This is a genomic window from Methanosaeta sp. UBA458 (assembly GCF_002496085.1).
Classification (GTDB): Archaea; Halobacteriota; Methanosarcinia; order Methanotrichales; family Methanotrichaceae; genus Methanothrix; species Methanothrix soehngenii.
On record NZ_DAIK01000136.1, the window covers coordinates 1 to 12,391 of the forward strand.

Sequence of the window (12,391 nt, forward strand, 5' to 3'; positions counted from 1 at the left end):
ATAAATCCCCCTTTCCATCGCCATCTTCTCAAAGAGCGGTGAGACCTCCAGCAGCCGCGCCCCCTCCAGCACCCGGCGCACGAATGCCAATGCAAAGAGCGGCTCAATGCCGCTGCTCGTGCCGGCGATGATGCTGATGGTACCGGTGGGGGCAATGGTGGTCACAGTGGCGTTTCTCATGCTGCTATAGCCCCTTAGGCGTGACTTTTCGAAGAGTGGAAAGGAGCCCCGGACCTCCCCGAGGCGGGCCGACTCGGCCCGAGCATGCTCGGTGATGAATTTCATCAACTTCTCCGCCAGGGCCACAGCCTGGGGCGAGGCGTAGGAGATGTTCATCATAATGAGCATATCCGCAAAGCCCATCACACCCAGGCCGATCTTGCGGCGGCTCAGTGTGGCCTCTTCTATTTGCGGCAGGGGGAAGCGGTTCATCTCGATTACATCGTCCAGAAACCTCACCCCCAATCTGACCAGATCGGCCAGGTGATCCCAGTCCAGCTCTCCTTTTCTCACCAGCCGGGAGAGGTTGATCGAGCCCAGGTTGCAGGACTCATACGGCAGCAAGGGCTGCTCCCCGCAGGGGTTTGTGGCTTCGATCTCCCCAGGGAGTGGGTGGGCGGCATTGATGCGATCGATGAAGATGATCCCCGGGTCGCCACCCCTCCAGGCGGAGGTGGCGATAAGGCCCAAAAGATCCGCCGCCTTCAGCTGGCCCGCCGCCAGGCCCGTGCGCGGATTGATCAGGTCGATTTTCCCCTCACCCCGCGATTTTTCCATAAATTCGTTCGTCGCCGCCACAGAGAGGTTGAAGTTCTCCAGGAATCCCGGCTGCTCCTTGGCCTCGATGAACTCCATGATATCGGGATGGTCGACCCTCAATATCCCCATGTTCGCTCCCCGGCGGCGCCCGCCTTGCTTGATCACATCGGTCGCCGTATCGAAGATGCGCATGAAGGAGACCGGTCCGCTGGCCACTCCGCCTGTAGCCCGGACGACATCGTCCTTGGGCCGCAGTCGAGAGAAGGAGAATCCCGTGCCTCCGCCGCTCTGGTGGATGAGGGCCATGCTCTTCAGAGCATCAAAGATACTGGGCAGCGAATCTTCTACAGGAAGGACAAAGCAGGCGGACAGCTGGCCTAAAGGCAAGCCTGCATTCATTAGCGTGGGGGAGTTGGGCAGAAACTCCAGGTTCCTCATCATCTGCAGGAAAAGAGATCGATAGCTTTCAACATCACCGCCATATTTTGACTCGGCCTTGGAGATATGATCGGCCACCCGTCCAAACATCTCTCCCGGGGTCTCCACCCCATCTCCCCGCTCGTTCCTTAAGAGATACCTCTTCTTCAACACCTCCGCAGCATTGACCGAGAGCTTCAGGTCATCTGCCACTCCTAGATAGCGTTTGGCTTCTCTGATCTCCGTTCTTTTTTGGCGGTAGAGGATATAGGCCTTGGCCACATCGGCGTAGCCAGCGGATATGAGCGCTCTTTCCACCAGGTCCTGGATCTCCTCCACTCCGGGAATGGTGCGGGAGAATCGTTCTTCTGCCTCTTTAGCCACCTCCTCTGCCAGCCTGAAAGGAGCATCTTCCTCCTCTCTGCCCACGGCTCGAAAGGCTTTGGATATGGCCAGGGCAATCTTCTCGGTCTGGAACTCGACCACCCTTCCGTCCCGTTTTCTGATGCGCTCGATCATCCCTGTTCATCCTGCGGATTCGAAATCCATCCGCTCTATTAGATCCGGATTATCCCGCATCCTATACCTATCATGCATAATCGATATAAACCTGCATCTCTCTTGCCCGAGCCGTTAAATTTCTATGGCTTGACCGCAGACTTACTACAATTACAGAGGTTAAATGAAATGAAAATTGCCATCTCAGGAAAAGGAGGCGTGGGCAAGACCACCCTCGCCGGAACCCTGGCCCGTTTATTTGCGCGCGACGGCTATAACGTCCTGGCGATCGACGCCGACCCGAGCATGAACCTGGGCTCGGCTCTGGGCATTCCTGATCTGCCCAAGCCGGTCACTGAACACAAGGACCTGGTTGAGGAGCGAGCGGGCATGCCCATGGGCATGTTCAAGATGAACCCCAAGGTCGACGATGTTGTAGGCATGTGCGGCTGCACCGGGCCGGACAACGTCAAGCTGGTGGTCATGGGCACCATCGACTCCGGAGGATCGGGCTGCATGTGTCCTGCCAATGCCTTCGTCAAAGCCCTCCTTCGACATGTGATAACCCGGGAGAAGGATCTGGTGATCCTGGATATGGAAGCGGGCATAGAGCATCTGGGCCGGGCTACTGCCAGAGGCGTAGACGCCATGATCGCAGTGGTGGAGCCGGGGATGAGGTCCATTGAGACCGTGGAGAGGATAATGCAGCTGGGCAAAGAGATAGGCATCTCCAGGTACTTTGCCGTCATAAACAAGGCGGACGACCCCGGTCCTGTGGCGGACAAGCTCTCGGCAATGGGAATTCCAGTCCTCGGAACCATACCCTTCGATCGCTGCCTGGTGGAGGCGGACCTGGCAGGCACCCCTCCTATAGATGCCGACTGCCCTTCGGTCCAGTCCATCAAGAGGATAAAAGAGAAGCTTGAAGAGATGTTCGGCGAGAATAAAATAGAGAAGAATGAATAGATCGAGAAATAGATGAAACAGGCAGGCCTAGAAGGCCAGATGGCCTGCTCTTAATCCCTCTCCTACCACCGACCCTATGACCCGAGAGCCAGGTCCCATGATCCGGCAGGCTTCCTGGGCCTCTTCCTCCGCCAGCACCACTAAAAAGCCCATTCCCATGTTGAACGTCTGGTACATCTCCAGATCCTCCACCCTGCCCTGCTCTTGCAGGAAATGGAATATGGGCTGGGGTTCCAGCGGATCGGTGATCTCGAATCCGAGATTGCTGATCCGGCGCAGCTTTAGTAGTCCCGAGCCGGTGATGTGCGCGAGGCCGTGGACATCGCACCTTCCCACCAGCTCTACGATCTCATGATAGATTCTGGTGGGAACTAAAAGCTCCTCTCCTATGCTTTTTTCCCCTCCGGGCAGGCGATCGAAGTAAGTGTATCCGGATTGGGCCACTATGGCCCTGGCCAGAGTGTAGCCGTTGCTGTGCAGGCCGCTGCTTGGGACCCCAACCAGCACGTCCCCTTTCTTGATCTTCTCCCCGGTCACCACCTTATCCTTGTCCACGATGCCGATAGCGGTTCCGGCCAGGTCGAATCCCCGGATGATCTCCGGCAGGGAGGCGGTCTCTCCTCCCACGATGGTCATATTGGAGAGTTCAGCACCCCGGGCGAGACCTATGGCTATCTGCTCTGCGCGTTCGGGATCGACCTTCTCCACCGCCAGGTAGTCGACAAAGGCTATGGGCTCGGCACCGATGGCATACAGGTCGTTCACATTCATAGCTATGCAGTCTATTCCCACGGTATCCCACTTGGAGATGGCATTGGCGATCAGAACCTTTGATCCCACCCCGTCAGTGGTCATGGCCAGGGCAAAGCTTCCCATATCCAGGAGGCCTGCATAATGGCCTATATCGGTCAATGGTGCCCCGAACCCTTTGCGCCTGGTGGTGAGAACGGACTTCATGGCCTCGATGGACCTATTCTCCAGGCTGATGTCCACTCCTGCCTGGGCATAAGTGAGCTTCTTCATGCTTCACCACCCAGACCGAACTCGCGATGAAGCTCCCGAACTGCTCTTTCCCCATCCGCCGATGCTACCACAAAGGAGATGTTATGCTGGCCAGATGCCTGGCTGATCATGACCACATTGATCTTAGCCTGACCCATGGCCTTGAACACCCGGGCGGCAACCCCCGGAGTCCCGGCCATTCCCGAGCCTGTCACCGCTACTGTGCAGACATCATGGTCATGGGAGATCTCCTTGACCACATCCCTAGGGAACTCAGATCGCAGAGCCTCATCCGCTCGATCTGCCTGTCCCTCCTCTATGACCATTGATATGTTGGCCTCAGAGGAGCCCTGGCTGATCATCACGATATTGATCCCCGCTTCGGCCAGAGCGGTGAAGGCGCGAGCAGCAACGCCCAGTGTCCCTATCATCCCCGCGCCGGAGATGTTCAGAAGCTCGACTTTCTGATGCAGTGTGACCGCCTTGATCACATCCTCTTTGGGAACATCGTCCCTCACGATCTGAGTTCCTGGGTCCTCGGGATCGAAGGTGCACTTAACCCTCACAGGGATACCCTTTTTTATGGCTGGCTCGATGGCTCTGGGATGGAGGACCTTAGCCCCGAAGTAGGAGAGCTCCATCGCCTCCCGGTAGGAGATGGTGGGTATCGTCTTGGCCTCTGGCACTATCTTGGGATCAGTGGTCATGATGCCGGAGGTCTCCTTCCAGAACCAGATCTCATCCGCATTGATCGCCGCACCGATCAGTGATGCGGAAAGGTCGGAGCCACCACGGCCAAGGGTGGTATTCGTCCCCTTCTCGTCCTGGGCTATGAATCCGGTGACCACTGGGACGCCCTTCAACGGCAGTAGCTTCTGGGGGATGAGGCCATAGGTCTTCTCCAGGGGTCTGGCATCCCCGTAATTGCTGTCGGTGATGATTCCCGCCTCTCTTCCGGTATAATGCTGGGATTCGATTCCCATATCCCGCAGCACCCCGGATAGAATGGGTGCAGCCAGCTGCTCGCCATAGCCGGAGATATAGTCGAGCGAGCGTCTGGTTAGCTCTCCCAGATAGCAGATGCCGATGTAGGCCTTCTCGAGCAATGAGAGCTTCTCAGATATTATACCCTGTACCTCTTTGGCGATTGCAGGATTCTGGATTGCATCTGCTATCGCTTGGTTGTGTCTATCTGTGATCCTCTCCATGAAGTCCATCACATCTGAGACATTGCCTTCGCTGGCCGCCCTTCTGGCACAGGCCAGAAGCTCATCCGTTACCCCTTGAAGGGCAGAGGTGACGAGGACTATCTCATTGTCGCGATGGAAATGCGCGACAAGATCGCCCACATGCCTCAGCCGGTTTCCGTCAGCAACGGAAACACCACCAAACTTCATTACCAAGCGCGCCATCTTAAAAACCGAACCACAGCTATCTTCGCATCGATTTAAGCTTTGTCCAGCGATGGTTCAAGAGGGCGGTCTGCCAATATGAAGGATCGTATATTTCCCTTTACAAACCGCCCGAAGAAGGGGCCGAAGGCTTAAATACATTGAGCCCGAGGAGTCTCAGTCCTAGTCAGGATTATAAGATTTATCTCAAACTTCGCGAGGCGTATTATGGGCAAGAGGAAGAAGATAGCAGAACGTGTAATGACTCTGATGGATAAACCCCAGTTTATCAGGAACATCGGAATCGTAGCACATATCGATCACGGCAAGACAACCCTTTCTGATAACCTGTTGGGCGGGGCAGGCATGATCTCCATGGATCTGGCAGGAAAGCAGCTATTCATGGATTTCGATCCCCTGGAGCAGGCCCGAGGAATCACCATCGATGCCGCCAATGTCTCCATGGTCCATGAGGTGGACGGCAAAGAGTATCTGATCAATATGATTGACACTCCCGGCCACGTGGACTTCGGGGGCGACGTCACAAGAGCCATGCGCGCTGTGGACGGTGCTGTGGTGGTCGTGGACGCGGTAGAGGGCGCCATGCCCCAGACGGAGACCGTGCTCAGACAGGCTCTGAAGGAGGGCGTTCGGCCGGTCCTTTTCGTCAATAAAGTGGACCGGATGATCAACGAGCTCAAGGTGGAGAAGAAGGACATGGCCGCTCGCCTGGGCAAGGTCATTGACAATGTCAACAAGCTCATCTTAGGAATGGATGAGGAGAAATATAAAGCCGGCTGGAAGCTGGATGCCGCCAAGGGAAATATCGCCTTCGGGTCAGCCCTCTATAATTGGGCAATAAGCGTTCCCCAGATGAAGAAGACGGGGATCGGCTTTGATCAGGTGGTAGACTACTGCCATGAAGGAAAGATGAAGGAGCTGGCAGAGAAGGTTCCCCTGTACATTGCAGTCAACGATATGGTGGTCAAGTTCCTGCCCAGTCCCATCGAGGCCCAGAAGGAGCGGGTCGGGGTCATCTGGCACGGCGATTGGGACAGCCCGGTGGGGAAGGCCATGGCTTCATGCGATCCGAATGGGCCGGTGGCTTTCATGATCAACAAGGTCAAGGTCGACCCTCATGCTGGCGAGGTGGCCACAGGAAGGCTCTTCTCCGGGACACTCAGGCGGGGCATGGAGCTTTATGTATCTGGCTTCGGTGGAACCAACCGCATTCAGCAGACCGGCGTGGTAATGGGTGCGGAGAGGGTAGAGGTAGAGGAGATCCCGGCAGGGAACATCGCAGCGGTTACCGGCCTTAGGGATGCGATCGTCGGATCCACTATATCCTCAGAGGAGAATATGACCCCCTTCGAGCAGATCAAGCATGTCTCCGAACCGGTCATGACCGTGGCGGTCGAGGCCAAGAACACCCGCGACCTGCCCAAGGTGGTCGAGGTATTGAGGCAGATCGCCAAGGAGGACCCAACTTTGCAGGTCACCATCAATGAGGAGACCGGAGAGCATCTCATGGCAGGCATGGGTGAGCTGCATTTGGATGTCACCGTCACCAGGCTCCAGCGCGATCGCGGTGTAGAGCTGAAGACCTCTCCGCCCATTGTGGTATACCGGGAGTCCATAGCCGGCCATGCGGGGCCAGTAGAAGGAAAGTCGCCCAACCATCATAACCGCTTCTATATCGAGTTTGAGCCTCTGGAAGAAGGAGTGATCCAGTCCCTGAAAGAGGGCAAGATCAGCATGAAGATGGAGGAGATTGAGCGCAGAAAGCTGCTCATCGAAAATGGCATGGATAAGGATGAGGCCCGGAACATATCCGGCTACTACGGGACCAATATCCTTCTTAATATGACCAAAGGCATTCAGTACCTGAGAGAGACCATGGAGCTCATACTGGAAGGCTTCGAGGAGGCCTTGAAGAACGGCCCCATCTGCAGGGAACCGGTCCAGGGGATAAAGGCCAAGATCATGGATGTGAAGCTGCACGAGGATGCAGTGCACCGCGGCCCGGCTCAGGTCATTCCCGCAGTCAGGCAGGCAGTGCAGGCAGGGATCCTAATGGCAGATCCCGTGCTGCTCGAGCCCTTCCAGAACGTCTATATACAGGTGCCTCAGGATCAAATGGGTGGAGCCATGTCTGAGATCCAGGGGAGAAGAGGCGTCATCCTAAACATGGACAGCCAGGGCGATATGGTGATCCTTAAATCCAAGATGCCTGTGGCTCAGATGTTCGGTTTCTCCGGGGCGATAAGATCGGCCACCGAAGGGAGAGCCCTCTGGTCGACGGAGTTCGCAGGATTCGAGCCCCTGCCCGCAAACCTGCTCTTAGAGACTGTCAAGCAGATCAGGACCAGAAAGGGCTTGAAGCCGGAGATGCCCAAACCCAGTGATTACCTGAAGGTTGTATAAGCGAACCCTTCGAAAGGATTAAAAGCAGAAATACCGAAAAATATGGATAGTGCCAGTTGGAGGAGATAAGTTATGGCAGATACTAAGCCGCATCTCAATCTAGCATTCATTGGACACGTCGACCACGGAAAGTCGACAACCGTAGGCAGATTGATGTTCGAGACAGGGGCTGTAGACCCCCACGTCATTGATGAGTATAAAAAAGAAGCAGCAAGCAAAGGTAAGGCAACCTTCGAGTTCGCCTGGGTCATGGACAGCCTGAAGGAAGAGCGCGAGAGGGGCGTTACCATCGACATCGCCCATCATCGCTTCGATACCGCCAAGTACTACTTTACCGTGGTGGACTGCCCTGGCCACAGGGACTTCGTGAAGAACATGATCACCGGGGCCAGCCAGGCAGATGCTGCCGTATTGATCGTGGCCGTCCCGGACGGAGTCATGGCTCAGACCAAGGAGCACGTCTTCTTGTCCAGGACCCTGGGAGTCAACCAGCTGGTTGTGGCTATGAACAAGATCGATGCCACCACCCCACCCTACGACGAGAAGAGGTACAACGAGGTCAAGGAAGAGGTAGGCAAGCTCCTCAAGATGGTTGGATACAAGGTAGATGATATACCATTCATACCCCTCTCCGGTCTGATGGGAGATAACCTGGCCAAAGCCAGCACCAATACGCCCTGGTACAAGGGCCCAACCCTACTCGAGGCCTTAAACAACCTCAAGGTCCCGGATAAGCCCACCAACCTGCCTCTGCGCGTACCGGTGCAGGACGTCTATACCATCTCAGGTGTCGGCACTGTGCCCGTGGGCAGAGTAGAGACCGGTGTCATGAGAAAGAACGATAAGATAGTCTTCCAGCCCGCAAATGTGACCGGCGAGGTCAAGTCCATTGAGATGCATCATGAGGAGGTGCCTGAGGCATTCCCCGGAGATAACATCGGATGGAATGTGCGTGGCGTCTCCAAGAAGGACATTCGCCGGGGAGATGTCTGCGGATCGGTGGAGAAGCCCCCGACCGTTGCCAAGGAGTTCAAGGCCCAGATAGTGGTGCTGCAGCATCCAAGCGCCATATCCGCTGGATATACTCCAGTATTCCACTGCCATACAGCTCAGATCGCCTGCACCCTGACAGCCATTCTGGCCAAGCTGGACCCGAGGTCCGGTGCAGTTAAGGAAGAGAATCCCGCCTTCATCAAGGCTGGAGATGCGGCCATCATCATGGTCACTCCCTCCAAGCCCATGGTCATTGAGCCGGTGAAGGAGATTCCCCAGCTGGGCAGGTTCGCCATTAGAGACATGGGCACGACCGTCGCAGCCGGCATGTGCATGAGCGTGGTACCACGCTGAACCAACTTTTTTTGGTGTAAACATGCAAAAGGCTAGAATTCGGCTCTCTGGCACCAATCCCTTGATGCTGGACGATATCTGCAATCAGGTCAAAGGGATTGCCCAGAGGACGGGCGTCCATATGGCGGGCCCCATCCCTCTTCCCACTAAGAGAATGGTTGTACCATGCAGAAAGAGCCCTGATGGAGAGGGAACAGCGACCTGGGACCACTGGGAGATGAGGGTGCACAAGAGGCTTATCGATCTAGATGCCGATGAGCGCGCTCTTCGGCAGCTCATGAGGATTCAGGTTCCTAAAAACGTGAATATAGAAATCGTTCTGGAAAGCTGAGATCAGTAGGTAGGGGTGCTTCCCGGGAAGAGAGCCCGCTGCCTATATCATTCTAAATTTTCAGAGGAATGTTCCAGTATCATAGGATTATTTGCATAAGATGCTGGATTGAATGAGATTAAAGGGGATGTGGACTCGTAGTATAGTCTGGATAGAATAGAGGCCTCCGGAGCCTCGGGCCCGGGTTCGAATCCCGGCGGGTCCGTAACATTTTTGCAGTTGATTCTAAATTTTGGGCTTTCTGGGATTTACTGAGTCTCGCTAAAGATTTCCAGAAGTGACCGCTGTGGCAGTACACTCTCCGGAAATTTCTTAAGTTAATTAAGCAGGATCGCCGATCGGTAGATTCCGGTTGATCTTCTCTCCGCTATCAGCTGCTGGATGCCTTTTCTGCCCTGGCATTTGACCTGTCTGCTCCTTTTAGAGTAACCCCATCATCGATCTTTTTGAGAATGATGGTCCCATCGCCCAAATGGTCTATGGCAATCCTGTCTCCAGTGCATAGGTCAAGGCCATATCTGATGGCTAGGGGAAGCTGAACCCTGCCGTTAGCATCGATATTGGTAATCAATCCACTCACCTAGGCCATCCATCCCTCTTGTTTATAAAAGGCTTATTCTGAGATGAGGTTCATATGAAGGCAATGCGATAAGATGTCTGATCTAGAAGATGGCAAAACCGTGAATTTCTTGTCGATCCATCGGGGAAGCAGGCTGCCGGCAAGGAGGCGGTCGCAAGAGCTGCCCTGCTCGCTGGCATGGCCGGAGAGCATGACTTTTCATCGAATGAACTCTCTAGCAGTCTATGCCCTCGCATCCCGCCTCTCGCTTCTCCTTAGCTGGATCGTCCCGGAAGACCAGCCTCTTTTCCACATCGAACGTGCCGGTAAAGGACTCGTGCACCTTGACATCCTTGGAGAACATCTTGTGCAGATGGGCATCGGTCTGCCAGGTTCCATTAAACGAGTTCCTGGTCGATATGCCTACCGAGTCAACCGGGCTGGTGCTGAGGAGCCGTGCGATCTCATTCGGGTCAGCGGTATAAGAGGAAGGATTTGTGGAGGCGAAGAATGTGCTTCCTTCCCTCTCCATCTCGGTGACGGAGAAGGACTCCTGAACCTCAGCTCCTATTCCTCCCCAGAAGGATTTGGAGTTGATGTACTTGGTTCCCACCATTGGGGTGGTGCCGGAGTAGGTGATCCGAGTGTTCTCCCAGAGGTTCAGGGGAATAGTTGAGTCATTGCTCATGCCCGGCATCCGCCCAGCTCTCTGGGATTCAACGGTTCCCGTATCCATCTCCAGGTCGCCGTCACCGGTCATGAAGCTGTTATACTCCAAAGCCAGGTTTCTGTCCTTTACTGAGACGCCAACCTCGAAATAGCCCGTTCCTGCCACCTTCAGGCCGTTGGTGAACTCCCCCTCCTGGACCTGCCCGGATAGAGCAGATGCTATGCCAGTTTGCTCCAGGGTGAAGAGGAATATCAGCAACAAAGCCAACGCTACTCCCCTCGTAATCCTACCCCATTTTTCTTACTGGAGATCTATTTGGATCTTCTAGATAAAAAAGTTATTGCACTGGGGGGGCGATAGTTTGATCTCATTCCTTTGCCCAAACTCATGGCTGATGTCAGGGGATCTCGCTGTGGTCATGGATGTAGCAGGGACCATTATGAGGATGTATCGCGTGGCCAAGGACATACCAGGAGATATTATCCTGGAGAAGGTCGTCACCTGGGAGCTTATCATGGAGAAGAGTGGCCGGGCACTGGTAGTGCCTCAGATCGATCCGGATATGATAATATCCTGCAATCCCGACCATCCCATCAGAGTGCTGGTCTTGGGTCGCGAGGATTGCATCAAGATCAGCTGCTCATCCTCTCAGATCTCCCCAGATGAGGTCTTGAGGATTCTGAAGAGCTCTCCGGTCAAGATGCGCGAGCTGCAGGAGGCCTGTGCAATAGTGAAAGCGAAATGCCCGGGGAACTATCGCACTGCAGGATTCATCGTTGACCATGATCATGGAGAGATCGCCTATGCAATCAGCACTGGTGGCATTCCATTTCCTGGATTGGAGAGGGTACTGCTTGATTTAAAGGCTATGGGCGCAGATGTTTATCTAGCCTCAGGAGATAGCAGAAGGAGCCTGAACAGCCTGGACGATCTGGGCATAGATCCATCGCGAATGAATCCAGTAGCCAACCCCTGGCGGAAGAAGGAGATTGTAGCAGAGCTCAAGGAAAGGTATGGCCATGTGGTCATGGTTGGCGATGGCTTGAATGATATCTATGCCTTGAAGGCGGCAGACCTGGGAGTTTTGACGGTGGAGCAGCACACTCGCCCCTCTCCCAGGTTGCTGGATTCCGCTAGTGTCATCATCAAGAGCATCCGTGACCTTCCCCGAGTCATTAAAGAATCTGGATCTATCGGCCAGAACGAATCTACTCCTTCCCGACAAGGCGAACTACAAGAAAAGTATTATATACCTTGACAGTTGACCCTCTGTCCGGCAACCTTTTAATTCGCTTCGAAATGAGATTGAACTAGAAGATACTAGGAGTAGCCAATAAATGTTCGAAGAGCTTTTAGAGCTATACAAAACAAAGGCCGAAGAGATTGAAAGAGATCGTCGAGAAGCACAGGCTATGATAATGCTCGTCTCCGCTATCGACAAGATGTCCCAGGACATGGACTCTAAGAAGAGCGATGTCGAGCTTTTGGGCAGGCTGATCGATCAGGTTGACCGCTTATCCAAAGAGGTATCCGACCTGAAGAGCCAGTTTCGCACCAGGCAGGCCCGGCCTTCTGCTGCAGTGGAGTCAGGCGCAGGCGATGGTAAGGCCCTGGATAATCATGCCCGATCTCTGATCGATATCATGGCGGAGAAGCCGGGCAGATACACCACCAGCGAGCTGGTGGACATGCTCGGTCTGAATAAGACAACGGTCATAAGCGTGATGAAGCGCGCTTTGGAGCTTGATCCCAAGCACGTCAAGATGAGCCAGGGCAAGAGGCGTAAGCTCTATTTGTCCTATGTCTCCGATGAGGATACGCAAAAGGTAGAATCCTCATCTGGGACTGGTGAATCTGACCGGATGAAGCTTGAGCTCATGGCCATGACCTGAGGGTGAAGCTCATATAAGCTGCAAAATTTGATACGATCGAGGCCGAACAGCCGGAAAACATCCGGCAGCCTTTCGCTTTGCGGGTTGCCCTTATGCCGGACTTTCAGAGATGTTTTCTCCCCAAATCGCCCTAAT

At 54.7% G+C, this 12,391-nt stretch carries 11 protein-coding genes and 1 tRNA gene; 7 read left to right on the plus strand and 5 right to left on the minus strand.

Features of this window, described 5'->3' with window-relative positions; translation table 11 throughout:
• Positions 1–1,695, minus strand: a 1,695-nt coding sequence (locus BP822_RS09800; protein WP_286878217.1) for an adenosylcobalamin-dependent ribonucleoside-diphosphate reductase, incomplete at its 3' end; no start/stop codon positions are given.
• 168 nt (positions 1,696–1,863) lie between these two features.
• On the opposite strand from BP822_RS09800, the gene BP822_RS09805 reads away from it, so the two are divergent.
• On the plus strand, positions 1,864–2,640 hold the full coding sequence (locus tag BP822_RS09805) for an AAA family ATPase (protein ID WP_013719322.1): 777 nt from the start codon (positions 1,864–1,866) through the stop codon (positions 2,638–2,640).
• A 27-nt stretch (positions 2,641–2,667) separates the two neighbouring features.
• On the opposite strand, the gene purM is transcribed toward BP822_RS09805, so the two are convergent.
• Positions 2,668–3,663 carry a phosphoribosylformylglycinamidine cyclo-ligase gene (gene purM / locus BP822_RS09810; RefSeq protein WP_273278094.1) on the minus strand — a complete coding sequence of 332 codons (996 nt, stop codon included), beginning with the start codon at positions 3,661–3,663 and terminating at the stop codon, positions 2,668–2,670.
• Entirely contained in the window at positions 3,660–5,054 is a 1,395-nt protein-coding gene (locus BP822_RS09815) for an aspartate kinase (RefSeq protein ID WP_048132081.1), read from the minus strand. The genes purM and BP822_RS09815 overlap by 4 nt, the downstream gene beginning before the upstream one ends.
• A gap of 207 nt (positions 5,055–5,261) precedes the next feature.
• Here BP822_RS09815 and BP822_RS09820 point away from each other — a divergent pair, with 207 nt between their 5' ends.
• The 4 genes from BP822_RS09820 (at position 5,262) to BP822_RS09835 (ending at position 9,340) form a co-directional block, all read left to right on the plus strand.
• The gene (locus BP822_RS09820) at positions 5,262–7,457 is read left to right on the plus strand and encodes an elongation factor EF-2 (protein WP_273270969.1); all 2,196 of its coding nucleotides are present in this window, start codon (positions 5,262–5,264) and stop codon (positions 7,455–7,457) included.
• A 72-nt stretch (positions 7,458–7,529) separates the two neighbouring features.
• Positions 7,530–8,804 (plus strand): translation elongation factor EF-1 subunit alpha, encoded by a 1,275-nt coding sequence (gene tuf, locus BP822_RS09825; protein ID WP_013719318.1) that lies wholly within the window; start codon positions 7,530–7,532, stop codon positions 8,802–8,804.
• 22 nt (positions 8,805–8,826) lie between these two features.
• Positions 8,827–9,135 carry a 30S ribosomal protein S10 gene (gene rpsJ, locus BP822_RS09830; protein ID WP_013719317.1) on the plus strand — a complete coding sequence of 103 codons (309 nt, stop codon included), beginning with the start codon at positions 8,827–8,829 and terminating at the stop codon, positions 9,133–9,135.
• A 131-nt stretch (positions 9,136–9,266) separates the two neighbouring features.
• Positions 9,267–9,340: transfer RNA gene (locus BP822_RS09835), tRNA-Arg, on the plus strand.
• Positions 9,341–9,505: 165 nt separating this feature from the next.
• Here the strand turns inward: BP822_RS09835 and BP822_RS09840 are convergent.
• Positions 9,506–9,715: an AbrB/MazE/SpoVT family DNA-binding domain-containing protein gene (locus BP822_RS09840; RefSeq protein WP_013719316.1), complete on the minus strand. Its 210-nt coding sequence runs from the start codon at positions 9,713–9,715 to the stop codon at positions 9,506–9,508.
• A 214-nt stretch (positions 9,716–9,929) separates the two neighbouring features.
• Positions 9,930–10,625 carry a hypothetical protein gene (locus tag BP822_RS09845; protein ID WP_232844359.1) on the minus strand — a complete coding sequence of 232 codons (696 nt, stop codon included), beginning with the start codon at positions 10,623–10,625 and terminating at the stop codon, positions 9,930–9,932.
• Positions 10,626–10,758: 133 nt separating this feature from the next.
• Here BP822_RS09845 and BP822_RS09850 point away from each other — a divergent pair, with 133 nt between their 5' ends.
• Together BP822_RS09850 and BP822_RS09855 are read left to right on the plus strand one after the other, a co-directional pair.
• Positions 10,759–11,622, plus strand: coding sequence for an HAD family hydrolase (locus tag BP822_RS09850; protein ID WP_013719314.1), 864 nt, complete (start codon positions 10,759–10,761; stop codon positions 11,620–11,622).
• Between the two features lie 79 nt (positions 11,623–11,701).
• Positions 11,702–12,256 carry a hypothetical protein gene (locus BP822_RS09855; RefSeq protein WP_013719313.1) on the plus strand — a complete coding sequence of 185 codons (555 nt, stop codon included), beginning with the start codon at positions 11,702–11,704 and terminating at the stop codon, positions 12,254–12,256.
• Positions 12,257–12,391: the final 135 nt, after the last annotated feature.